Origin of the sequence: Microtetraspora glauca (assembly GCF_040656155.1) — a bacterium.
In the GTDB taxonomy this organism is placed as follows: Bacteria; Actinomycetota; Actinomycetes; order Streptosporangiales; family Streptosporangiaceae; genus Microtetraspora; species Microtetraspora glauca.
The window spans coordinates 174,829-198,153 of the sequence record NZ_JBFALK010000001.1; the positions used below are offsets into that span (position 1 = coordinate 174,829).

Consider the following 23,325-nt stretch of genomic DNA (forward strand, 5'->3'; position numbering starts at 1 on the left):
TTTGGCCGGTTCGTCCCGGTGGGTGGTCGTGGCCGGGATCGCCACCGGGCTGGCGTTGTTCGCGATGAGCGCCAAGGACCACGAGCAGCCCGCCCCTCGCTCCACGGTCGTGCCCAAGCGCATCGACATCCCCGCGCTGAAGCTCAAGGCCCCGCTGATGAAGCTCGGCCTCTCCTCCGAGGGCGATGTCGAGCTCCCGCCGTACGACAAGCCGGGGACGGCCGGGTGGTACACCGGCAGCGCGGTACCGGGCGACGGCGGGGCCTCCGTGATCATCGGGCACGTGGACACGAAGACCGCGCCCGCCGTCTTCTACCGGTTGCGTGAGCTGCGGAAGGGACAGCTGGTGAAGGTGCTGCGCAGCGACGGCAAGACGGCCGAATACCGCGTCGACTCGGTCGAGCGGGTGCCCAAGAGCGACTTCCCCGCCGAGCGGGTGTACACCGAGGACGGCCTGCGCCTGGTCACCTGCGGCGGCAGCTTCGACTGGGCCAACCACGAGTACCGCGACAACGTCATCGTCTACGCCTCGCCGGCAGGGAGCGACCCCCGCGCGTAGGCCTCCGGTCCCGGGCGTACGGGCCTGAGGAGACCGGACAACGGCTAGGCTTGGCCTTTGTGCTGGTCTTGGCCCTGGATACCGCTACCCCCGCAGTCACGGCCGCGTTGCACGACGGCGACCGCGTGCTGGCCGAGTCGACGACGGTCGACGCCCGCCGCCACGGTGAGCTGCTCGCGCCCGCGATCGAACACGTCCTCCGTGAATGCGACGCCTCTCTGCGCGATGTGACCGCGATCGTCGCCGGGTCGGGCCCGGGGCCCTACACCGGGCTCAGGGTCGGGTTGATGACCGCGAGCGCGCTGGCCGGGACCGTGGGCGTCCACGCGTACGGCGTCTGCACGCTCGACGCGATCGCCTACGCCTCCGGCCGCGGCGAACCCTTCCTGGTCGCGACGGACGCGCGGCGCAAGGAGGTCTTCTGGGCGCGGTACGGCGACGCGCGCACCCGCCTGGACGGGCCGCGCGTGGACCGGCCGCACGACCTGCCGGGAGAGCTGCCGGTGATCGGCGCGGGCGCCCGGATGTACGCCGAGACGATCGGGCCGGACCGGGTCGCCGATCCGGAGTACCCCTCGGCGGGGGCGCTGGCCGCGCTCGCCGCCGAGCACCTGGCCGCGCTGACCCCCGAGCGGGCCGCGGAGCTCGCCCGGGTGCCCGAGGGCAGGATCGACTCCGTCGAGCAGGCACGGGAGCTGGCCGTCCTCGGCCCGGCGCGGCCGATCTACCTGCGCAGGCCCGACGCCCAGATTCCGGGGGCGCCCAAGAAGGTGACGGCGTGACCGCCGTGCTGCGCCGGATGACCGTGGCGGACCTTCCCTCCGTGGTCGAGATCGAGCGGATCACATTCCCGCTCGACGCCTGGAGCGAGGCCATGTTGCGCGGCGAGCTCGACGACCAGCCGCGCACCCGGCACTACGTGGTCGCCGTGGTCGACGACGAGATCGTGGGGTACGCGGGGCTCGCGGCCGCGGCCGACCAGGCCGATGTGCAGACGATCGCCGTCCTCGCGGGGCACCGCAGGTCCGGTGTCGGCGCCGCTCTGCTGACCGAGCTGCTCGCCGAGGCGGTGCGGCGCGGCGCGAGCGAGGTCTTCCTGGAGGTCCGGTCGGACAACTCGCCCGCTCAGGCGATGTACGAGCGGTTCGGGTTCGAACGGCTCGGCGTCCGGCGGAACTACTACGACGACGGAACCGACGCCATCACGATGGTGCGGAACCTCAGAGAAGGGGCGCATGAGCATGCGTGACGAGCCGATCGTCCTGGGGATCGAGACGTCCTGCGACGAGACGGGTGTCGGCCTGGTCCGCGGTCACACCCTGCTGGCGAACACGATCGCCTCCAGCATGGAGGAGCACGCCCGTTTCGGCGGCGTGGTGCCCGAGGTGGCCTCCCGTGCGCATCTGGAGGCCATGGCCCCGACCGTGGAGAGCGCGCTGGCCAAGGCGGGCCTGCGCTTCTCCGACGTCGACGCCGTCGCGGTCACCGCCGGCCCCGGCCTGGCCGGGGCGTTGCTCGTGGGCGTCGCCGCGGCCAAGGCGTACGCGCTGGGGCTGGGCGTGCCGCTCTACGGGGTCAACCATCTGGCCGCGCACGTCGCGGTCGACCAGCTGGAGCACGGGCCGCTGCCCAAGCCGTCCATCGCCCTGCTGGTGTCCGGGGGCCACTCGTCGCTGCTGCTGGTGCCCGACGTCGCGCACGACGTGATCTCGCTGGGCTCCACGGTCGACGACGCCGCGGGTGAGGCGTTCGACAAGGTGGCCAGGGTGCTCGGCCTGCCCTTCCCCGGCGGCCCGCACATCGACCGTTCCGCCACGTCCGGTTCGGGTACGGCCATCGCCTTCCCGCGTGGCAAGTACGACGACGGCACCCTGGACTTCTCGTTCTCCGGCCTCAAGACGGCCGTCGCCCGCTGGGTCGAGGCCCGCGCGGCGGCGGGGGAGACGGTCCCGGTGGCCGACGTGGCCGCGTCCTTCCAGGAGGCGGTCGTGGACGTGCTGACCCGCAAGGCGCTCCAGGCGTGCCGTCGCTACGACGTCAAGGACCTGCTCATCGGTGGCGGTGTGGCGGCCAACTCGCGGCTGCGGGCGCTCGCCCAGGAGCGCTGCGACGCGGCGGGCGTGCGGCTCCGGGTGCCCCGTCCCGGGCTGTGCACCGACAACGGCGCCATGGTGGCCGCGCTCGGCTCCGAGCTGGTCGCCGCGGGGATCCGGCCGTCAGCGCTGGACATCCCGGCCGACTCGTCGCTCCCCATCACGGCCATCCACGTCTGAGGCCGCGCCGTCGCCGGGGCGGCGCCCTGCCTCCTCCACATGGCGTCTCACGGCCTCCACCCGGCCGGTGAGGCGCGTCTCGGTCGAGATCAGGCGCTCGTCCAGGGTGGTGAACCGGCCGTCGATCCGGCCCTCCACCACGTCGAAGCGGTCGTCGTGGCGGCTCAGGTGCCCGTCGATCGTGCCCAGCCTCGTGCTGACCGTGCCGAGCGTGGCGGCCATGTCGGCCATCCGCGCGCCCAGGTCGGTCAGGTGGCCCTCCAGCCGGGTGAAGCGGCCTGCCGCGGCGTCCATGCTCGCCTGGAGCCGGTCCACGCGCTCGCCGACGGCGTCGACCTGGTCGCTGACCGCCTCGACGTGCCGGGCGAGGCTCTCCGCCCAGGACGGGGGTTTCGCCGCGAGCGCGTCGATCTGGTCGCCCACCGCCTCGATCATGCCGCACAGGCCGCCGAGCCCGCGCTCGCGAAGCTCGCGGAGCAGCCATTCCATGCCTTCGAGACGCTGGCGGATCTCGTCGAACACGGCACCCTGCGTGCGCTGCTCGTAGACGTGATCCTGGGCCGCGCGGGCCAGCAGCTCGCGCATCCGCTCGGAGACGGCGGTCTGGCTGCCCGAGTGGAGGAGGCCGTGGCTGGAGTGGTCCACCGAAAGCTCCTTCGCCCGCCGACGCATAGTGGCGGGTTGATCCGGTTTCGAGGGATTCGTGATCGGGCGGGCCGCGCCCGACCGCCCACAATAGCCGCGTGCGGCGCCGATTTCCGGCGGGACGGTGAAAGACCGTGGTTATCGATGGATTGCGATAATTTGCCGTAGTGCCAGGTCAGACGGCTTGGCAGATGAGCGCGTAAGGGCGGTCGGCGATCCGGGTAAGCACGATTACTACTGAATTATCCCCAGAAAGCCGCAAATCCCGGCGCAATTGCTCGATATCGACCGCAGAGCCGCGCTTCTTGATCGTGGCATTCCCCACGCCTCGTTTCCGGAGAGCCGCGCGCAGCGCCTTCAACGAGAACGGCATGACCTCGTGCACCTCGTATGCCGCGGCCCAGGGGGTGCGCACCAGCGCGTCACCTGTGATGTAGGCGATCCGCGGGTCGAGGAGTCGCCCTCCGACCAGGTCCGCCACCTCCGCGACCAGGTGCGCGCGGACCGCCGCCCCGTCCGGCTCGTACAGATATCGCGCGACCGGGCCGGTGTCCGCCTCCGCTCCGGTCGGGACGAGGGTCTCGCCGGACGGCAGCAGGGTCGCCCGCCGGGAGAAGCCGGTGCTCGTGTGACCGGGGCTCTCGTCGTCGAGGGCGGGCGCGAAGCCGCCGAGCCAGATCGCCGCCTCCTTCACCTCGCCCTTGTAGGAGACCCACTCGGCCTCGGCCCCCTCGGGCACGAGTTCGTACGGGATGCCGGGCGCCACCTTGAGGCAGGCCGCCGGAGCCCGCGACGCCAGCTCCAGCGTGGCCGGCCATGAGGGCGAGTAGGCCATCGGGTCGAAGACCCGCCCGCGCGAGCCGCGCCTGGCCGGGTCGGCGAACAGCACGTCGTACGCCGAGGGATCGGTGTCCGCGGCATCGGCCGTACGCACCTGGACGCGGTCGGTGAGGCCGAGCGCGGCGGCGTTGGCCAGGGCGACCTCGGCGGCGAGTGGATCGAGATCCACCGCGTCCACGGCGCAGCCCGCGCGGGCGAGGGCGATCAGGTCGCCGCCGATCCCGCAGCACACGTCGAGCACGCGCGGTCCCGTCGCTCCCGTCGCGCCCACCCCCTGCCCCTGCCCCGCCGCGCCGGCGACGCGGCGGGCGCGGTGCGCGGCGACCTCCGTCCGGGTCGCCTGTTCGAGGCCGTGGGGTGTGAAGTACATCACCGCGGCCTCGTCGCCGAACTTCGCCTCTCCTCGGCGGCGGAGGGCGGCCTGGGTCAGGGCGGCCGACGTGAGCGCGGGATCGTGGACGCGCCGCAGCGTGGTCGCCGCCGCCACGGGATCGAGCCCCTCGGCCACCACACGGACGGCCTCGGCCAGCGCGGTCCGCCCCTCGGGTGTCAGCAGCTCACGGAACGCCTCAAGGTCCACGGCTCCCGACGCTATCGCTTCGCCGGAGCGCTGCGGTCCGGGCCCTCCCCCGCGTCCCCGAGGGAGACGAGGAGCGCGCGCAGGAGGGCGGCGAGCCGATCCTGCTCCGCGCCGGACAGCGCGGCCAGTAGGCGGCGCTCGTTGGCCGCATGGCCGTCGAGGAGGTCGTTCGCCACGGCCAGCCCCTCATCGGTGAGGGTGATCAGGACCATGCGCCGGTTGTCGGGGGCGACCTCGCGGTTCACCAGCCCCTTCGCCGCCAGGCGGTCGATCCGGTTCGTCAGCGCGGGCGAGCTGACCATGACCGCGGCGGCGAGGTCACCCATGCAGAGCCGGTGTTCGGGACCGGACCGCAGCAGCGACGCGAGCACGTCGAACTCCCACGGCTCCAGGCCGTGCCCGGCGAAGTGCTCTCGCGTCTCCTTCTCCAGAAGGCGGGCGGCACGCGAGATCCGGCCGACCACGCCCATCGGGGAGCAGTCCACGTCGGGCCGCGTACGGGCCCACTGGCCGAGGATCGTGTCCACGGCGTCGGGCATGCCGGTCATCTCACTCCATGTGCTCTCGGCTTCCGCACCAGGCTAGCGGAAACTTCGACGTTGAAATATTCGACATCGACGGCTAGTGTTGCGGCATCGAAAGCTTTGATGTCGAAAAGTTCGAGGTGAGAGTGATGAAGGTCCTGGTGATCGGCGCGACGGGGTACATCGGCGCCGCGGTGGCGGAGCGGCTCGCCGGTGACGGTCACGAGGTGGTGGCGCTGGTCCGGGACCCGGCCGGAAGCGGCCTGACCGGAGACGTGCGACGCGGAGACCTGCGCGAGCCGGAGAGCCTGATCGGGGCGGTGACGCCGGACGTCGACGCGGTGATCCACGCGGCGAGCCCCACCGGCGACGAGCGGGTCGACGTCGCGGCCGTCCGGGCACTCATCTCGACGGGGAAGCCGCTCGTCTACACCAGCGGTGTCTGGGTGCTCGGCCGGACCGGGGAACCCGCCACCGAGGAGGCTCCGGTCGATCCCCTCCCGCTCGTCGGCTACCGGCCGGCCGTGGAGCGGATCGTGCTCGACGGCGGGGGGTTCGTCATCCGCCCCGGCATCGTCCACGGGTACGGCAGGGGCATCCCCGCGCTGCTCGCCGCCCAGGCGGCGGAGTACGGCCTCGGCCGCTACGTCCACGCGGGAGGGCCGCCGCCCGTGTGGCCGACCGTCCACGTCGCGGACCTCGCCGACCTCTACCCGCTCGTCCTGGAGCGGGCCAGGCCGGGAGACCTGTTCCACGCGGTCGCGGAGGAGGGCGTACCGGTCTCGACCATCGCCGAGGCGGCGGCGCGCGCGGCCGGAACGCCGTGCGCGCGGGCGGTGCCGTGGCCCGTCGAGCAGGCGGCGGAGGTGCTCGGGCGGCCGTTCGCGGACGCGCTCGCGCTGAGCCAGCGGGTGAGCGGCGCCCGCGCGCGCCGGGAGCTCGGATGGACGCCGTCACGCCCCGGGATCGTGGAAGACCTCGCGGCCGGTGCCACGGAAGACGCCCTGAGCGAAATCGGCGCCGGTGGGACGCCATAGCTGACCTGCGACGGGGGTTCGTGTTGACTGTCACGGCGCCCTTGCATACTGTTTCGTGTTGGCACTCGCCTAGCGAGAGTGCCAACAGCGACGAGACAGGTCTGACACCCGCGACGGCAGGCCGCTGGTCGCCTCTTCAGCTCATTCATCGCAATCTGAAGGGGAGGTCCGATCGTGACGACCGCCACTAAGGTTCCCGTTAAGCCGCTTGGTGACCGCATCGTGGTCCAGCCGCTTGAGGCCGAGCAGACCACCGCTTCCGGTCTGGTCATCCCGGACACCGCCAAGGAGAAGCCGCAGGAGGGCAAGGTCCTCGCGGTGGGCCCGGGCAACTGGGACGAGGACGGCGAGAAGCGGATTCCGCTCGACGTCAAGGAGGGCGACGTCGTCCTCTACAGCAAGTACGGCGGCACCGAGGTCAAGTACGGCGGCGAGGAGTACCTGGTGCTCTCGGCCCGTGACGTGCTCGCCATCATCGAGAAGTAGGCCGCGCAAAGCATGAGGAGCCCCGGGACGCACGTGCCCGGGGCTCCGACGCGCTCGTAAGGAGACGTGAATGCCCAAGATCCTGGAGTTCGAGGAGGACGCGCGGCGCGCTCTTGAGCGTGGCGTGAACGCCCTCGCGGACGCCGTGAAGGTTACGCTCGGCCCCCGTGGCCGGAACGTGGTCATCGACAAGAAGTTCGGTGCGCCCACGATCACGAACGACGGTGTCACCATCGCTCGCGAGGTCGAGCTGGACAAGCCGTACGAGAACCTCGGCGCCCAGCTCGCCAAGGAAGTGGCGACCAAGACCAACGACATCGCCGGTGACGGTACGACCACCGCCACCGTGCTGGCCCAGGCGATGGTCCGTGAGGGCCTGCGCAACGTCGCCGCCGGTGCCCAGCCGCTGTCGCTCAAGCGCGGCATCGACCTGGCGGCCAAGGCCGTCAGCGAGAAGCTGCTCGACGGCGCCCGTCCCGTCGCCGACAAGCAGGAGATCGCGCACGTCGCGACGATCTCGGCCCAGGACGTCAAGATCGGCGAGCTGATCGCCGAGGCGTTCGACAAGGTGGGCAAGGACGGTGTCATCACCGTCGAGGAGTCCAACTCCATGGGCCTGGAGCTGGACTTCACCGAGGGCCTCCAGTTCGACAAGGGGTACCTGTCGCCGCACATGGCGACCGACCTCGAGCGGATGGAAGCGGTCCTCGACGACCCCTACGTCCTGATCACCCAGGGCAAGATCTCGTCGATCGCGGACTTCCTCCCGATCCTGGAGAAGGTCGTCCAGACGAAGAAGCCGCTGCTCGTCATCGCCGAGGACGTCGAGGGCGAGGCCCTGGCCGTCCTGGTGACGAACAAGATCCGCGGCACCTTCACCTCCGTGGCCGTCAAGGCCCCGGGCTTCGGCGACCGCCGTAAGGCCATGCTGCAGGACATCGCCATCCTCACGGGTGGCCAGGTCGTCAGCGAGGAGATCGGTCTCAAGCTCGACAACGTCGGTCTCGACGTGCTGGGCAGCGCCCGGCGCATCGTCGTGACCAAGGACGCGACCACGATCGTCGACGGCGCCGGTGACGCCAAGGCGATCGACGACCGCGTCAAGGAGATCAAGATCGCCATCGAGCAGTCCGACTCCGACTGGGACCGCGAGAAGCTCCAGGAGCGTCTCGCGAAGCTCGCCGGCGGCGTCTGCGTGCTCAAGGTCGGCGCGGCCACCGAGGTCGAGCTGAAGGAGAAGAAGCACCGTCTCGAGGACGCGATCTCCGCGACCCGCGCCGCGATCGAGGAGGGCATCGTCTCCGGCGGTGGCTCCGCGCTCGTGCACGTGGCCAAGGAGCTGGACGACCTCGGTCTGTCCGGCGACGAGGCCACCGGTGTGACGGTCGTCCGCAGGGCCCTCGTCGAGCCGGCTCGCTGGATCGCCGAGAACGCCGGCCTCGAAGGGTACGTCGTGACCTCCAAGGTCTCCGAGATGGCGGTCGGCCACGGCCTCAACGCCGCGACCGGCGAGTACGGCGACCTGATCGCCCAGGGTGTCATCGACCCGGTCAAGGTCACCCGTTCGGCCGTGCAGAACGCCGCGTCCATCGCCGGCATGCTGCTCACGACCGAGGCTCTCGTGGTGGACAAGCCCGAGGAGGAGGCCCCCGCGGCCGCCAACGGTCACGGCCACGGTCACGGCCACGGTCACTGACAGGCCTCACGCCCGTCGGGTGGTCTAGGGCGCCTCACGCCCGTCCCGCCGAAGGCGGGACAAAGTAGCACAGTACGGCTCTCGCCGAGGCGAGGGCCGTACTTCTTTTTGGTGTAAACCGAACTGCGGCGTCGGGCGTCGGCGCTGGTCGAACATCTGACATGTAATTGCCAATTGGGCCATTCATCTGAAATATTCAAACCCTGTTGTGTTCAATCGATTACGTGCGGTTATCGACGCGTCAATGTGACCAATCCGTAGCCGTTAACCATGACGACATGCGCGATCGTGGCGGGCATCATGCCTAACGTGACCGAGGGACGCGTCGCCGACGCCGCAACTGGGGTAAGGCTTGCGACGAGATCGGATGAGTCCGACCTCAGGGAACTGACCAGCCTTGCCGTACAAGGAGATCGCACCGCGATCGAATCGCTTCTGGGACATCTGCGCCCGATGGTGGTGCGCTATTGCCGTGCGCGACTGGGAAGGGTTTCCGGTCACTATCACATCGCCGACGACGTGGCTCAGGAAGTGTGCATCGCGGTACTGTCCGCCTTGCCGCGTTATCGGGACATGGGCCGCCCGTTCGCGTCGTTCGTGTTCGGGATCGCCTCGCACAAGGTCGCCGACGCGCTGCGCAGTTCGGTGCGTTCCGCCGTGCCCACCCAGGATCTTCCCGACGGGCCGGACGACGGCCCGGGGCCGGAGGAGACGGTGGTGCGCTACATCGAGGCCGAGCACGCGCGGGCGTTGTTGTCGCGGTTGCCGGACAACCAGCGCGAGTTGCTGATCCTACGGGTGGTGTCGGGGCTGTCGGCCGAGGAGACCGGCAACGTGCTCGGCATGTCACCGGGTGCCGTGCGGGTCGCCCAGCATCGGGCGTTGACCAGGCTCAGGCAGATGGCCGAACTGGAGTCGATTGCGTGATCACCGCGGTCGTGCGCCGCGCCGGCCGCGGTCGTGCGACGATTCAGCAGTGGATGCGGATGTGGCGCGGACCGACGCCGTTCTGGACGCGCTGGCCCGGCGGGAGTCCGTCGCCTTCGGTGTGGAGGCGGGCGACGTCGCCGTGCGCCTGCTAGGCGCGCTGATCGCCGACGTGGACAGTCATCGGCTCTCCTCGGTGTCGATCACGCCGTCGACGTAGCCCCGGGCGTACTCCCAGCTGACGTAGTCGCTGGGGTCCGGTTGGAAGGCGGGCTCGTGGACCTGCGGCCGGCCGTTGTCGATCATCTGGCGGAGGTTGCCCCTGAGCAGGTCCCAGCTGAAGTAGTGCTGCTCGCCGCACTCCGGGCAGTCGAGGACCAGCCCGAGCACGCCCTGTGGTTCGAGCAGCGAGCGGAAGACCTCGACGTCGGCGAGGTCGGTCAGGGCCTCGTCGCGCTCGGCGAGGCTCAGCGGCTCCTGGTCGTCGGGTTCGCCCAGCTCCGCCGACGGATCGTTCGGGTCGTCCGCGAAAGGATCGCGGGGGACGTCTTCCAGCACCATCCCACCTTATGACCCGGCCCGCTCCGGCGAGTGGAAGTGGGCCCACTCGGGCCGGTCCACACGCTTTGACCGGCTCGTACGGAACCGGTTCCTCCGGGCGGATCGGGAGGCGGCCCGAGTGGGTGGTCCGAGGCGTGGTCCGAGGCGTGGTCCGAGGCGTGGTCCGAGGGGCGCTCGGAGGACTGGACCGGGAGGCGGCCGATCAGAGCCAGGCCCGGCGGCTGGCCTCCACGCCCGCCTGGAATCGCGAGTTGGCGCCCAGCTCGGCGATGGCCTCGGCGAACCTGGCGCGTACGGTGCGGACGGAAAGGCCGAGGTGCCGGGCGATCGTCTCGTCGGAGAGGCCCTGGGCCGCGAGCCGCAGCACCTGGATGGTGCCTCCCGGATGCGCGACCGGCACGGCCCGGCCCCACAGCTCCGTGAACAGGGCGCGGAGCGAGCCGACGACGACGGGCGACTGGACCAGCGAGCAGTTGTAGGCGTGTTCGGAGGGAGAGGCGCCCCATTGGACGGGCAGTCCGGCCGCGTCGGCGCCGAGCGCGAAGAACCAGCTCGGCACCTGGTCGAGGGAGCGGACCTCGGTGCCGGCCCGGCTGAGGAGTCCGGCGACCTCCCGGAAGCCGGGGACGCCGAGCGCGGAGACCGGGACGATCAGGCGCGAGGTCAGGCTTCCTTCCTTGATCGCGCGAATCCACATGTCGGCGTATTTCTCGAAGAAGTCCCCGGCCGTACGCCGGTCGGGGAGGGCGGCCACCAGGTCCTTACCGGGGGCCCGCCTGGCCAGCCGGATCACGGCCTCGTAGAGCTGGTCGGCGCCGCTCACAGGACGCACGTGCAGCTCGCCCGTGCGGTAGTCGCGCCCGGAGTCGTAGTGGTGCGCGAGATCACCGACCGCCGCGAGCATCTCGTCGATCTGGCGGCTCTGCAGGGCCAGTAGGGCGAGCCGTTCGGCGACCAGCCGGCCGACCGGGGCCGCGGGATGGCGGGCGAGGTACTCCCCGCAGGCCTCGTCGACGGCCCCGAGCCGGATGAGCGTGGACAGGAGGCGGGTCACCCGCTCCACGGGCTCGTCCACGGCCTGGGCGACCTCGTCGAGCGTCGCACGGTGCAGCCGCAGCACGGTGGTGTACACGGCGGTCTCTGCCTCGTCGAGGCCGAGGGCTTGGAGGGGGTCGGCGTTTCGCGTCGTGTTCATGGCTCGCTCCGCGCGCTCGGGTCGCCAGGCGCGGCGGGTCACGCGGGAAACTGCTCCGGGGCGCCGCGTGGCGAGGATATCCCCGCGGTCCTGGCCTGTCCGGAACTTCAGGCATTCGCCGGAACGCGGGTGCAGCTTTGTGCAGTTGCAGGGTGAGACATTGCACATCAACGGATTGTGACGCAGTCTTAACACAGCGTCGGCAAGTTACCGCGATCCGGCGTCACCGGGCGCGGAGGGGGGCTCGGGTCGCGGGATCGCGATTGTTGCCGATGGTGGGGGGACCGGTCAGCCGGTCCCCCCACTTCTTTTTGCACCTCATGCCTTGACAAGGAGGTTTGAACGGGGCCACTACACTTGCTGCGGGGGCTGGCGAGGGCTCCGCCGAGGCGAAGGAGGGGTCACGGATGGCCAAGTTCACCGCACAGGGATACACGTTCGACGACGTGCTGTTGGTCCCGGCGTATTCGGATCTACAGCCCGGTGAGGCTGATACGACGACCCGTCTGTCCCGCAACGTCACGCTGCGCATTCCGCTGGTCTCCGCGGCGATGGACACGGTGACCGAGGCGCGGATGGCGGTGGCGATGGCCCGCCAGGGTGGGATCGGCATCCTGCACCGCAACTTGTCGATCGAGGATCAGGCGACGCAGGCCGACCTGGTGAAACGCTCGGAGGCGGGAATGGTCACCAACCCGGTGACCTGCACCCCCGATGACACCCTCGCCGACGTCGAACGGCTCTGCGCCACCTATCGCATCTCCGGCGTACCGGTCACCGACGCCGACGGCGTCCTGGTGGGCATCGTGACCAACCGTGACATGCGGTTCGAGGCCGACCAGAACCGGCCGGTCCGCGAGGTGATGACGCGGATGCCGCTGGTCACCGCTCCCGTCGGGGTGTCGCGTGACGAGGCGTTCCGGCTGCTGCGCAAGAACAAGGTCGAGAAGCTGCCCCTGGTCGACGAGGCCGGCCGGCTGCAGGGCCTCATGACGGTCAAGGACTTCACCAAGAGCGAGCAGTACCCGCTGGCCACCAAGGATGCCAACGGCCGGTTGGTCGTGGGCGCCGCGATCGGTGTCGGCGACGAGGCCGAACGGCGCGCCAAGGCGCTCGTCGAGGCGGGTGTCGATGTGATCATCGTGGATGTCGCCCACGGCCACTCCAAGGGCCTCGCCGACATGATCGCGAAGATGAAGGCCAACAGCACCGTCGATGTCATAGGCGGCAACATCTCCACCCGCGCGGGGGCTCAGATGCTCATCGACGCCGGTGCCGACGCGGTGAAGGTGGGTGTGGGCCCCGGCTCGATCTGCACCACCCGCGTGGTCGCGGGCGTGGGCGCGCCGCAGCTCACCGCCATCTACGAGGCGTCACTCGCCTGCGCGCCCGCGGGCGTCCCGGTCATCGGCGACGGCGGCCTGCAGTACTCCGGGGACATCGCCAAGGCGCTGGCCGTCGGCGCGGACACCGTCATGCTGGGCTCGCTGCTCGCCGGCTGCGAGGAGTCGCCCGGTGAGCTGATCTTCATCAACGGCAAGCAGTTCAAGTCGTACCGCGGCATGGGCTCGCTCGGCGCGGTGCGCAACCGCGAGCGCGGCGGCACGTCCTTCAGCAAGGACCGGTACGCCCAGGCCGACGTGAGCGGCGAGGACAAGTACATCCCCGAGGGCATCGAGGGGCAGGTTCCCTATCGCGGCCCGGTCGCGGCGGTCGCCCACCAGCTCGTCGGCGGGCTGCGCCAGGGCATGTGGTACACCGGCTCGCGCACGATCCCCGAGATGCACGAGAAGGCGCAGCTCATGCCGATCACGGCGGCGGGTCTGAAGGAGAGCCACCCGCACGACATCCAGATGACCGTCGAGGCGCCCAACTACCACCGCCGATAAGTTCTGTCACGGACGGCGAGCCACCGTGACGCCGGTACGGCTGCCGCCGCTCGGCGGGAGCCGTACACGTATGGATGGGAAAGAGTAGGACGATATGACTCAGGTGGAGATCGGGCGCGGCAAGAGCGGGCGGCGCGCGTACGCGTTGGACGAGATCGGCATCGTGCCGTCCCGGCGTACCCGCGACCCCGAGGAGGTCTCGATCTCCTGGCAGATCGACGCCTACCGGTTCGACCTGCCCGTGGTGGTCAGCCCCATGGACAGCGTCGTGTCCCCGAAGACGGCGATCCAGATCGGGCGGCTTGGTGGCCTCGCCGTACTGGACCTCGAAGGGCTGTGGACGCGGTACGAGGACCCGACGCCGCTGCTCGAAGAGGTGGCGACCCTCGACCGGGACGCGGCCACCCGGCGGCTGCAGGAGATCTACACGGCGCCGATCGACGACGAGCTGATCGGCCGCCGCATCGAGGAGATCCGCGCCGCGGGCGTCACCACCGCGGTACGGCTCTCGCCGCAGAAGACGGTGCGGCACCACAAGGCCGTGATCGACGCCGGCGTGGACATCTTCGTGATTCGCGGGACGACGGTCTCGGCCGAGCACGTGTCCGGCCGGGCCGAGCCGTTGAACCTCAAGCAGTTCATCTACGAGCTGGACGTCCCGGTGATCGTGGGCGGTTGCGCCACCTACACCGCGGCGCTGCACCTCATGCGGACCGGTGCCGCGGGCGTGCTCGTCGGCTTCGGCGGCGGCGCCTCGCACACCACGCGGAACGTGCTCGGCGTGGTCGTGCCGATGGCCACCGCGATCTCGGACGTGGCCGCCGCCCGCCGCGACTACATGGACGAGTCGGGCGGACGGTACGTGCATGTGATCGCCGACGGCGGCATGGGCGGCTCCGGTGACATCGCCAAGGCCATCGCCTGCGGCGCCGACGCGGTCATGGTGGGCTCGCCGCTCGCCCGCGCGACGGAGGCGCCCGGCCGTGGCTTCCACTGGGGCTCCGAGGCGCACCACCCCGAGCTGCCGCGCGGCAGGCGCGTCGAGTTCGGCACCATCGGGACGCTGCAGGAGATCCTGCACGGCCCCTCGTCGCTCGCCGACGGCTCCATGAACCTCATGGGCGCGCTCAAGCGCACGATGGCGACCGCGGGTTACTCCGACCTGAAGGAGTTCCAGCGCGTCGAGGTCGTCGTCGCGCCGCCCCAGCGCTGACCCGCTCCGCCCCGGCGCCGACCCGCTCCGCTCCGGACCAGGCACGCTGACGATCCGCGGGCCCCTCGATCAGAGGGGCCCGCTTTCGTTCTCCGGGGCAGAACACCGGCTGGTCTGTCCGGGGGGCCGGTGCCTCAGGCCGGGCGGTGCACCCAGGCGCCGCGGCGCATGACGCCCTCGACCTCCAGCGTGTCGCCGAGCACCACCAGGTCGGCGTACTTGCCGACGGTGATCGAACCGATCTCGTGGTCGAGACCGAGGACGCGCGCGGGGGTGAGGGACGCCATCCTGGCCACCTCGGCGGGCGCCATGCCGACCAGCTCGACCGTCCGCTTGAACGCGACGTCCATGGTGAGCGTGCTGCCCGCGATGGAGCCGCCGTCGGTGATGCGCGCCACCCCGTCCTTCACGTCGACGGTCATCGGGCCGAGCGGGTATCGCCCGTCGCCCATCCCCGCCGCCGCCATCGCGTCGGTGATCAGCGCCGTACGGCCCGCGCCGGCGACCCGCATGGCCAGCCCCAGCATCGCCGGATGCACGTGGACGCCGTCGTTGATGAGCTCCACCGTGACCCGGTCGTCCTGCAGCAGGGCGGCGATGGGGCCGGGGCTGCGGTGGCCGAGCTGCGGCATCGCGTTGTAGAGGTGGGTCGCCACGCTGGCGCCCGCCTCGATGCCCGCGATCGTCTGGTCGTAGTCGGCCTCGCTGTGCCCGAGGGCGGCGATCACGCCCTCGGCCGCGGCGTCCCTGATGACGTCGAGCGCGTGCGGCAGCTCGGCGGCGATCGTCAGCATCCGGACGTGTCCCCTGCCCGCCTTGAGCAGGTGGTGGAACTCCTCGCGTGACGGCTCGCGCAGCAACGTCGGGTCGTGCGCGCCGCACCTGCTCTTGGAGATGTACGGACCCTCGAAGTGGATGCCGGCGAGGAGGCCCTGCTCGCAGAGGTCGGCCAGCGCGGACGCCGTGCGGGCGAGCCGGTCGGGCGGAGCGGTGACGAGGCTGGCGACCATGGTGGTCGTCCCCTTGCCCAGGTGGAACGCCGCGACCTCGGCGGCGGTGCCGGGGTCGCCGTCGGGGAACGAGCCGCCGGCCCCGCCGTGGTTGTGGATGTCGACGAAGCCCGGGACGATCAGGCGGCCGCCCAGGCTGTGGCCGTTCCCCGGCGCGGGGCCGTGGCCGATGTGGGTGATGCGGCCGTCCTCGATGGTGAGCCATCCGTCGTGCTCGCCGTCGAGAGTGACGACGCGGGCGTCGGAAAGGGTGATGCTCATGCCGCCCTCCTCGCCCGCTGCGGCCGCGGTGATCGGTTCCCGGAGTCCTCGTTCATGGGTCCATCCTGCCGCGACCGGGCGCGGCTCACGAGTCGAGGATCACCGAGCGGGTGAGGTGCAGCGGCTCGTCCGGGTCGAGGCCGCGGGCCCTGGCCCTCTCGACGGCGACACGCTGGATCTTCACGAGCTCGGCCATGGCGTCCCTGTGGGTGGAGAGGAAGACGCCGCCGGTCGCCGCGACCTGGTCGGCGAGGCCCTGGGGGACGTCCTGCCCGAGCATCCAGGTGATCCGGCCCGGGCCCGCGATGCTGATCGGGCCGTGGCGGTACTCCATCGCCGGATAGCTCTCGGTCCAGGAGCGGGCGGCCTCGCGCATCTTCAGCGCGGCCTCGGTGGCCAGGCCGCAGGTCCACCCCCGGCCGAGGAAGGTGAACTGCTCGGCGTCGACCAGCTCGGCCGCCACCGGCTCGGCGACGGCCTCCTCGGCGTCGGCGACGGCCCGGGTGAGGTCCTCCCCGAGGTGGGCGCGGAGCAGGGCGAGCTGCGTGGTGGCGAAGCGGGTCTGGACGACGGACCGCTCGTCGGCGAAGTCCAGCACCACGACCTCATCGGCAAGAGACATGACGGGCGTCGCGGGGTCGGCGGTGATCGCGCTGGTCGCCGTCGTGGTGTCGCGGAGCAGGTCGAGCACCTCGGTGGTGGTCCCGGAGCGGGTCAGCGCGAGGATCCGGTCGTAGCCGCGGCCGGTGGGCATCTCCGAGGCGGCGAAGGCGTCGGTCTCGCCGTGGCCGGCCCGCTCGCGCAGTACGGCGTACGCCTGGGCGACGAACCACGAGGTGCCGCATCCGACGACGGCGACTCGCTCGCCTTCGCGCGGCAGTGCCGTACCGGCCTCGGAGGCCAGCTCGATCGCCCTGCGCCAGCAGTCGGGCTGGGACGCGATCTCCGCCTCGGTGTGAGTGGTCAAAGCATGCTCCTCTTTGAGTGTTTCTGCATCATCTATAGCAGAAACGCGCAAAATTGTGCAGAGTAACTCCGGGTGCCAATAGACAGCGAGGGGCGCGGCGGTGGTTTGACGAGGAGCGAGTGGGCGAGGGACGAGTCCCGAGCGACGAGGAAAGCCGCCGTCTCGAGGGCGCCCCGAGCCCGCCGTGCCGGAGGCGCGGCAATAGACACAGAGGGGCGCGGCGGTGGTTTGAGGAGGAGCGAGTGGGCGAGGGACGAGTCCCGAGCGACGAGGAAAGCCGCCGTCTCGAGGGCGCGCCGAGCCCGCCGTGCCGGAGGCGCGGCAATCAGGCACAGCGAGGGGCGCAGGCTGGGCTACTCGCGAGTAGTTTTGCCGGACAAAACGGGGTAGAACTCCCATAACGTAAGGCGACTGCCGTACCTCAAGAGGAGCCCTATGACGGCGCGAACAGGCGCAGCGCGGCTCGGCCCGGCCGAGCGTGCGGGCGCACTGGCCCAGATGGCGGCACAGGAACTCGACGTCGTCGTGGTCGGAGGCGGAGTGGTGGGCGCGGGCGTCGCGCTGGACGCCGCGACCCGCGGGTTGTCGGTGGGGCTGCTGGAGGCGCGTGACTTCGCCTCCGGCACCTCGTCGCGCTCGTCGAAGCTCATCCACGGTGGACTGCGATATCTCGAACAGCTCAACTTCGACCTGGTCAGGGAGGCGCTGCGGGAGCGCGGGCTGCTGCTCCAGCGGATCGCCCCGCACCTTGTCAGGCCCATCCCTTTCCTGTTCCCGCTGACGCACACGGGGTGGGAACGGCCGTACATCGGGGCCGGGCTGCTGCTGTACGACACACTGGGGCTCTCGTTCGGCATCACCCGCGGCGTGCCGGGTCACCGCCACCTGTCCCGGAGGCGGGCGCTGCGGGTCGCGCCGTCGTTGCGCAAGTCGGCCTTCACCGGCGCGGTGCAGTACTGGGACGCCCAGGTGGACGACGCCCGCTACGTGATGACCCTGCTGCGCACCGCCGCGACCTACGGGGCGTACGTGGCGTCGCGCAGCCAGGTCGTCGGCTTCCTGCGCGAAGGGGAGCGCGTCACCGGCGTGCGGGTACGCGACCTGGAGACCGGGGCCGAGTTCGACGTGCGCGCCCGGCAGGTGGTCAACGCCACCGGCGTGTGGACCGACGACATCCAGGAACTCGTCGGCGGGCGCGGCCAGATCCATGTCAGGGCGTCCAAGGGCGTGCACCTCCTGGTTCCCCGCGACCGGATCCACTCGCTCACCGGGATCATCCTGCGCACCGAGAAGTCGGTGCTGTTCGTGATCCCGTGGGGCCGGCACTGGATCATCGGGACGACCGACACCGAGTGGACCCTGGACAAGGCGCACCCGGCCGCCTCGCGCGCGGACATCGACTACGTGCTCGACCACGTCAACGAGGTGCTGGCGGTGCCGCTGTCCCGGGACGACGTCGAGGGCGTCTACGCCGGGCTGCGCCCGTTGCTCGCGGGGGAGTCCGAGCAGACCTCTCAACTGTCGCGCGAGCACGTCGTCACCCATCCCGTGCCCGGACTCGTCATGATCGCCGGAGGGAAGTTCACGACGTACCGCGTCATGGCGAGTGACGCGGTGGACGCCGTCGCCCACGGCCTGGACCAGCGTGTCCCGCAGTCCTGCACCGACCAGGTGCCGCTCGTGGGCGCGGAGGGCTACCAGGCGCTGTGGAACTCCCGGCACCGCCTGGCCCAGTCCTCCGGCCTGCACGTCGCGCGGATCGAGCACCTGCTCCAGCGGTACGGCTCGCTGATCGACGAGGTGCTGGTGCTCATCGAGCGCGACCCGTCGCTCGCGCGGCCGCTCGCCGGGGCGGACGACCACCTCCGCGCGGAGGTCGTCTACGCGGCCACGCATGAGGGCGCCCGGCATCTCAACGACGTGCTGACCCGGCGCACCCGCATCTCGATCGAGACCTTCCACCGGGGCGTCGCCGTCGCACAGGAGGTGGCCGAACTCATGGCCGACCCGCTCGGCTGGGACGCCGACCATGTCAGGCGTGAGGTCGAGTACTACACCAAACGGGTCCAGGCCGAGAGGGACTCCCAGGAGCAGGACACCGACCGGGAGGCCGACGCCATCAGGCTCGGCGCCCCGGAGATCGTGCCGGTCGCCGTCCCGGAGGGCCGTCCGGCGTAGGTCGTGTTCCGTGGATCTTCGCCGCGGCGGAGATCCACGAAACGGTCGTGGCCGTCAGGTGAACGGGATCCACGCCTGGTCGGCGAGCGTGGCGGCGTCGCTCACCTTGAGACCGAGCTCGGAGACCGTCCAGACGCTGTCCCCGATGACGACACAGCGGCGGATGCCGGGGTTCACCGCGGCGACGTCGTCCTTGCCCGTGATGCCCGGGTGCCTGATCGTGCCGGTCTTCGCGATCGCGCCGTCCCCGACCTTGAGCACCAGCGCGGAGCTGCCCTTCCGCCAGTCGGTGTTGTAGTTCTGCAGCGGCAGCATCGCCAGCCCGGTCCGCGGCCAGTAGAGGAACGCGTGGGGATCCCACTCGGCGTCGGAGCCCGAGTTCCGCTGGTGGAACCGGGAGAGCAGCCGCGGGTTCGCGGGATCGGCGACGTCGAACAGCGAGATCTGGGTGCCGAGGACCCGGCCCTGATCGCTCGCCTCCTGGCCGACGCCGAGCAGCCGTCCGTCGCCCGCCGGGTGCAGGTACGACGAGTACCCCGAGATCTTCAGCTCGCCGGTGACCTTGGGCGCCGCCGGGTCGCGCAGGTCGAGCGTGTAGAGGGGGTCCACCTGGCGGAAGGTGACGACGTAGCCGACCTCGCCGATGAAACGCACGGAGTAGATCCGCTCGCCCTTTCCGAGGCCGGTCACCGCGCCCACCCTGGCCAGCGTGTCGGCCTTGAGCACGTAGAGCCCGCTCGAACTCTTGTCCGCGGCGCCGCCGAAGACCTCGGCGTTGGAGGTGGTCGCCACCCGCAGATGGCCCGCGTGTTCCGACAGCGAGTACTGGTTCAGCAGCCGTCCGGGCACGACGCCGGAGCTGACATAGCGCGGCATTCCCGTACCGGTGATGTCGAACCGGTGCACCTCGGTCTGCTCCGGAGGCGCGGTGGGTGTGGGGGTTTCCGTGGGGGATCCGCTCGGCTCGTTCTTGGGGGCGACCGTCCCGGTGGGAGTCTCCGTGGGGCTCTCGGCCGGCTCGACCATGGTGGGCGGCGTGGGTGTGACCTCCTCGGCGGGTGCCGTGCTCGGCTCCACCTGGGGGGCGACGGCCGTACCCGAAGGGCCGGCCGCGGGGGCGGCCGGTTCACCCGTCGACGCCGGTTCAGCCGTCGGCGTCGGTTCACCGGTCGCCGGCTGTTCGGCGACGTCGTCGACCGGCATCGGACGGAACCACCAGTTGGGGTTGCTGGTCACGTAGAGGCTGTCGCCCGTGCCGTACACGGTGTCGCCGTCGGCCGCCACGCTGATCGGCGGGACCGCGCCGAGCGATCCGCCGAGGTCCACGGTGAACACGGTCAGCATCGACGTGCCGGTGAACTCCACCGGGTGGCTGACGTGCTCGCACTTCACCCGGTCCGTACGGCTCTCGCCCCCGGAAGTGATCTCGAAGCGCGGCAGCCAGGCGTCGATGGGGGCGGTGCGCACGGCCTCGCGGTTGGCGTCGATCATCTGCGCGACGGTCGCGTCCGGCTTCTGCTGCGGGAACGCGATCTCGGGCTGGGACCTGACGACGATCCGTACGGTGGAGCCGACCTGGCGGGCGTCGATGTGCGAGCCGCGTGCGCTGAGCGTGCCGATCAGCTTCGGAGGGCCGGAAAGATCGACGAGCATGTACCTCGGTCCCTCGGCTCCCGGCCTGATCTTGGCCATCGCGCCGAACGGGATGATGCCGCCGCTCTGGACCAGCACGAGCGCGCGGTCCCCGGAGACCAGCAGGTCCGCCGGGGCCCAGCTGTCCTCCTCCTTGAGGAGCCGGAGTCGACCGGTGACCTCGCGGGTCGCGGCGTCGACCACCCGCAGCACGCCGCGGCTGACGGTGATCACACGCTTGCCGTCGGTCTTGACCAGGTCGGGCTCGTCGACCCCGGCCTCCTGCACGTTCGTGGTGGAGTGCGCCTGCTCCGGCACCGCCTGCTTGCCCAGCGCGGTGTCCCTGGCCATGAACGGAACGGCGTTGCCGAGGCCCCACTCGCTGACGTTCTTCAGCGTCGCCTGCCGCAGCCCGGCCAGCATGTCGTCGCAGCTCGTATAGGAGACCAGGCGGACCTTGCCGCTCAGGTCGACGGCGGCGGGAGCGGACGCCGCACGGCCTCCGGAACACGCCGCGGCGAGCAGCCCGGCGAGCGCGACGGCCCCCGCCGTACGAATCGTTGTCCTCATGCCACCTACGACGGATCACCTCCGGCGGAGGTTCAGCGCCCTCCCGCCCCTCTCGCGGCGGTGACGATCAGCCGGTCCCGGCACGTACGTAGAAAGGACCGAGGAGATCCGCCTGGCTGGTGTCCAGCAGCGTCCGCACGGTGGCCCCGTCGAGGTCGACGACGATCACGCTCGCCTTGCCGGAGCTGGGCGTGGTCCAGCAGAACACGTGCGCCGTGTCCCACCAGCCGAGCACCTTGGAGCAGTCGGAACCGAACCTGGTCGTCTCGGTTCCGGAGGTGGCGTCCCACACGCAGACCTTGCTCGTCGCGTCCGGGCAGTCGGTGACGATCGACTCGCCCGACGGTGAGAACAGCCCGGAGGACGTGTTGTACGGCGTGCCGACGTGGTCGAGCGTCCTGACGATCTCGCCGTCGAGGTCGTAGAAGCGGACCCCGGACTTCTTGCCGCTCTGGAAGTACGTGGCGACCATGGTCTCGTCGCCGCTCCAGTAGAACCGGCCCTCCTTGATCGCCGGATCGTTGATCTGCTTCACCCGCGCCTTGCCGGTCGCGATGTCGATGACGACGAACCCCTTGGTGGTCCAGGTGCTGCCGCCCGGGTTCCTGATGCTGAGCAGCAGGCGGCCGCCGTCCCTCGTCCATTCGGCGTACTCGTAGGTCAGCGGGCTCTTCACGGTCTTGACCGTGCGGACCTTGCCGGTGGCCCTGGTGACGATGTCGATGCCGTGGAAGTCGTCGTCGGTGTAGTTCTTGTTCCGCCCGGCGGAGAGCGTCCCGTCGGGGGAGATCGACTGCTGCCAGTACTTCGTGCTCTTGGTGAACGAGCCGGTACGCGAGTTCCTGGGGTAGTTGATCCAGGTGTTCTTGGCGGTGTCCTCGACCTCGTAGTAGATCAGCGTCATCGGGTCGGTGGGGTGCTCGTAGAGCGTGGCCCGCACGCCCGGCAGCTTGGTGGTGGTCAGGCCGGTGGTGGGCACGGCGGAAGGCGTCGGGCTGGGCGACGGCGACGGCGACGGAGAGGGCACGCCCTCGCTCGTCCTCTCCGCGATCGGGACGGTCGGGCCGCTCGTGTCGCCGGGCCGCAGCGCGAGCCAGCCCACCACGGCGACGACGGCCAGCGCGGCCACCACGGCGACCGCCGCCAATCCGGCCCTGCCCCCGGACCGCTTCTCTCCCTGCCCGCCGGGCACCGTCGGGTACGGCGCCGCCGGGTGGGGGGCGACGGTGGGCGAGGCGCCGTAGGGCGGCGGGGGATAGGGCGACGGAGGGTAGGGCGAGGCGCCGTAGGGCGGCGGGGGATAGGGCCGCTGCGCGTACGGATAGGCCCCGGGGTCCGTCGGGTACGGCTGGGGCGGCGGCGGTACGGGTACTCCGGGGGGCGTCGTGGGTCCGCCCGCGGCGGGCGCCGGTCCTTCCGGGGCGGCCACCGCGGCGGCCTCGCTCAGGATGGCCGGGCCGGGCGCGGAGTGCTGCAGCAGGCGGAGCAGCACCTGCTCGGCGGAGGGCCGGGTGTGCGGATCCTTGGACAGGCACGCGGCCACCACGTCGCGCAGCGGCGCCGCGAGGTTCCCCAGGTCGGGCGGCGCGTTGAGGATGCGGTTGATCACGGCGGGCATCGTGTCGTTGCCGAACGGGGCCCGCCCGGTGGCGGCGCTGACGATCGTGCAGCCCCACGCGAACAGGTCGGCGGGTGGCCCGGCCGGATGGCCCATGATCTGCTCGGGCGACATGTACGACGGGGTGCCGACCGGCTGGGAGGTGAGCGTGTGCGAGGCGCCCACCGCCCGCGCGATGCCGAAGTCGATCACCCGGGGGCCGTCGGGGCCCATGATGACGTTCGCCGGTTTCAGGTCGCGGTGGACGACCCCGGCCTGGTGGATGGCCGCGAGCGCGGTGGCCGTACCGACCGCGAGACGGTGCAGGGCCGGGCCCGCGATGGGTCCGGAGGACTGCACGCGCTGCTGGAGCGAGGGCCCCTCGATGTACTCGCTGACGATGTAGGGGCGTTCCTCCTCGACGCCGGTGTCCATGACCTGGGCGGTGCAGAACGGCGCCACGCGCTTGGCGGAGATCGCCTCGCGCAGGAAGCGCTCCCGCATGGTGGGATCGCCCGCGAGGTCGGACCGGAGCCACTTGATCGCGACCTGCTCGCCGGAGGGGCCGGTGCCGAGATAGACCACTCCCTGGCCGCCCTCGCCCAGCCGTCCGCCGAGGTCGTAGGCGCCCAGGCGGGGCGGATCGCCCGGCCGCAGCGGGGCCACGTCGGGAGCCGCCATCAGT

The 23,325-nt window shown here is 71.1% G+C and carries 21 protein-coding genes; 12 read left to right on the plus strand and 9 right to left on the minus strand.

Annotated elements, in window-relative coordinates; genetic code table 11:
* The first annotated feature begins 1 nt into the window (after position 1).
* From AB0I59_RS00945 to tsaD, 4 genes are read left to right on the plus strand one after another with little or no spacing between them, the layout of a single operon-like run.
* Positions 2 to 559 (plus strand): class F sortase, encoded by a 558-nt coding sequence (locus AB0I59_RS00945; protein WP_358128751.1) that lies wholly within the window; start codon positions 2 to 4, stop codon positions 557 to 559.
* Positions 560 to 618: 59 nt separating this feature from the next.
* On the plus strand, positions 619 to 1,341 hold the full coding sequence (gene tsaB / locus AB0I59_RS00950; protein WP_358128754.1) for a tRNA (adenosine(37)-N6)-threonylcarbamoyltransferase complex dimerization subunit type 1 TsaB: 723 nt from the start codon (positions 619 to 621) through the stop codon (positions 1,339 to 1,341).
* On the plus strand, positions 1,338 to 1,808 hold the full coding sequence (rimI, locus tag AB0I59_RS00955; protein WP_228645263.1) for a ribosomal protein S18-alanine N-acetyltransferase: 471 nt from the start codon (positions 1,338 to 1,340) through the stop codon (positions 1,806 to 1,808). The genes tsaB and rimI overlap by 4 nt, the downstream gene beginning before the upstream one ends.
* A complete protein-coding gene (tsaD, locus tag AB0I59_RS00960; RefSeq protein WP_228645262.1) occupies positions 1,795 to 2,832 on the plus strand; it encodes a tRNA (adenosine(37)-N6)-threonylcarbamoyltransferase complex transferase subunit TsaD in 1,038 nt (345 codons plus the stop codon). Before rimI ends, tsaD begins: the two co-directional genes overlap by 14 nt.
* Here the strand turns inward: tsaD and AB0I59_RS00965 are convergent.
* The 3 genes from AB0I59_RS00965 to AB0I59_RS00975 all read right to left on the minus strand — a co-directional run bounded on the left by AB0I59_RS00965 (position 2,776) and on the right by AB0I59_RS00975 (position 5,445).
* Entirely contained in the window at positions 2,776 to 3,477 is a 702-nt protein-coding gene (locus AB0I59_RS00965; protein WP_061253259.1) for a hypothetical protein, read from the minus strand. The genes tsaD and AB0I59_RS00965 overlap by 57 nt on opposite strands.
* A gap of 175 nt (positions 3,478 to 3,652) precedes the next feature.
* Positions 3,653 to 4,897 carry a class I SAM-dependent methyltransferase gene (locus tag AB0I59_RS00970; RefSeq protein WP_358128758.1) on the minus strand — a complete coding sequence of 415 codons (1,245 nt, stop codon included), beginning with the start codon at positions 4,895 to 4,897 and terminating at the stop codon, positions 3,653 to 3,655.
* An 11-nt stretch (positions 4,898 to 4,908) separates the two neighbouring features.
* On the minus strand, positions 4,909 to 5,445 hold the full coding sequence (locus tag AB0I59_RS00975) for a MarR family winged helix-turn-helix transcriptional regulator (protein WP_082776537.1): 537 nt from the start codon (positions 5,443 to 5,445) through the stop codon (positions 4,909 to 4,911).
* A gap of 125 nt (positions 5,446 to 5,570) precedes the next feature.
* Here AB0I59_RS00975 and AB0I59_RS00980 point away from each other — a divergent pair, with 125 nt between their 5' ends.
* The 5 genes from AB0I59_RS00980 to AB0I59_RS01000 all read left to right on the plus strand — a co-directional run bounded on the left by AB0I59_RS00980 (position 5,571) and on the right by AB0I59_RS01000 (position 9,787).
* Entirely contained in the window at positions 5,571 to 6,458 is an 888-nt protein-coding gene (locus AB0I59_RS00980) for an NAD-dependent epimerase/dehydratase family protein (protein WP_063818609.1), read from the plus strand.
* 174 nt (positions 6,459 to 6,632) lie between these two features.
* Positions 6,633 to 6,944, plus strand: a complete 312-nt coding sequence (gene groES, locus AB0I59_RS00985; protein WP_055482820.1) for a co-chaperone GroES — start codon at positions 6,633 to 6,635, stop codon at positions 6,942 to 6,944.
* A 70-nt stretch (positions 6,945 to 7,014) separates the two neighbouring features.
* Positions 7,015 to 8,640, plus strand: a complete 1,626-nt coding sequence (gene groL, locus AB0I59_RS00990) for a chaperonin GroEL (RefSeq protein WP_061253261.1) — start codon at positions 7,015 to 7,017, stop codon at positions 8,638 to 8,640.
* A gap of 300 nt (positions 8,641 to 8,940) precedes the next feature.
* Positions 8,941 to 9,567 carry a sigma-70 family RNA polymerase sigma factor gene (locus AB0I59_RS00995; protein ID WP_228645294.1) on the plus strand — a complete coding sequence of 209 codons (627 nt, stop codon included), beginning with the start codon at positions 8,941 to 8,943 and terminating at the stop codon, positions 9,565 to 9,567.
* A gap of 49 nt (positions 9,568 to 9,616) precedes the next feature.
* Entirely contained in the window at positions 9,617 to 9,787 is a 171-nt protein-coding gene (locus AB0I59_RS01000) for a hypothetical protein (protein WP_228645257.1), read from the plus strand.
* Here AB0I59_RS01000 and AB0I59_RS01005 read toward each other — a convergent pair.
* Positions 9,748 to 10,125: a DUF5319 domain-containing protein gene (locus AB0I59_RS01005; protein WP_358129505.1), complete on the minus strand. Its 378-nt coding sequence runs from the start codon at positions 10,123 to 10,125 to the stop codon at positions 9,748 to 9,750. The genes AB0I59_RS01000 and AB0I59_RS01005 overlap by 40 nt on opposite strands.
* 205 nt (positions 10,126 to 10,330) lie before the next feature.
* Entirely contained in the window at positions 10,331 to 11,323 is a 993-nt protein-coding gene (locus tag AB0I59_RS01010; protein WP_358128762.1) for a helix-turn-helix transcriptional regulator, read from the minus strand.
* 407 nt (positions 11,324 to 11,730) lie between these two features.
* Here AB0I59_RS01010 and guaB point away from each other — a divergent pair, with 407 nt between their 5' ends.
* Both guaB and AB0I59_RS01020 read left to right on the plus strand, forming a co-directional pair.
* The gene (guaB, locus tag AB0I59_RS01015) at positions 11,731 to 13,212 is read left to right on the plus strand and encodes an IMP dehydrogenase (protein WP_061253263.1); all 1,482 of its coding nucleotides are present in this window, start codon (positions 11,731 to 11,733) and stop codon (positions 13,210 to 13,212) included.
* Positions 13,213 to 13,306: 94 nt separating this feature from the next.
* On the plus strand, positions 13,307 to 14,425 hold the full coding sequence (locus AB0I59_RS01020) for a GuaB3 family IMP dehydrogenase-related protein (protein ID WP_358128765.1): 1,119 nt from the start codon (positions 13,307 to 13,309) through the stop codon (positions 14,423 to 14,425).
* A 134-nt stretch (positions 14,426 to 14,559) separates the two neighbouring features.
* On the opposite strand, the gene nagA is transcribed toward AB0I59_RS01020, so the two are convergent.
* Positions 14,560 to 15,696: an N-acetylglucosamine-6-phosphate deacetylase gene (gene nagA, locus AB0I59_RS01025; protein ID WP_358128768.1), complete on the minus strand. Its 1,137-nt coding sequence runs from the start codon at positions 15,694 to 15,696 to the stop codon at positions 14,560 to 14,562.
* A gap of 85 nt (positions 15,697 to 15,781) precedes the next feature.
* Positions 15,782 to 16,663 (minus strand): SIS domain-containing protein, encoded by an 882-nt coding sequence (locus tag AB0I59_RS01030; RefSeq protein WP_358128771.1) that lies wholly within the window; start codon positions 16,661 to 16,663, stop codon positions 15,782 to 15,784.
* Between the two features lie 435 nt (positions 16,664 to 17,098).
* On the opposite strand from AB0I59_RS01030, the gene AB0I59_RS01035 reads away from it, so the two are divergent.
* Positions 17,099 to 18,841, plus strand: coding sequence for a glycerol-3-phosphate dehydrogenase/oxidase (locus AB0I59_RS01035; protein ID WP_061253266.1), 1,743 nt, complete (start codon positions 17,099 to 17,101; stop codon positions 18,839 to 18,841).
* Between the two features lie 54 nt (positions 18,842 to 18,895).
* On the opposite strand, the gene AB0I59_RS01040 is transcribed toward AB0I59_RS01035, so the two are convergent.
* Both AB0I59_RS01040 and AB0I59_RS01045 read right to left on the minus strand, forming a co-directional pair.
* On the minus strand, positions 18,896 to 21,043 hold the full coding sequence (locus AB0I59_RS01040; protein WP_358128774.1) for a beta-propeller domain-containing protein: 2,148 nt from the start codon (positions 21,041 to 21,043) through the stop codon (positions 18,896 to 18,898).
* A 67-nt stretch (positions 21,044 to 21,110) separates the two neighbouring features.
* Positions 21,111 to 23,321, minus strand: coding sequence for a protein kinase domain-containing protein (locus AB0I59_RS01045; RefSeq protein WP_358128776.1), 2,211 nt, complete (start codon positions 23,319 to 23,321; stop codon positions 21,111 to 21,113).
* Between the last annotated feature and the right edge of the window lie 4 nt (positions 23,322 to 23,325).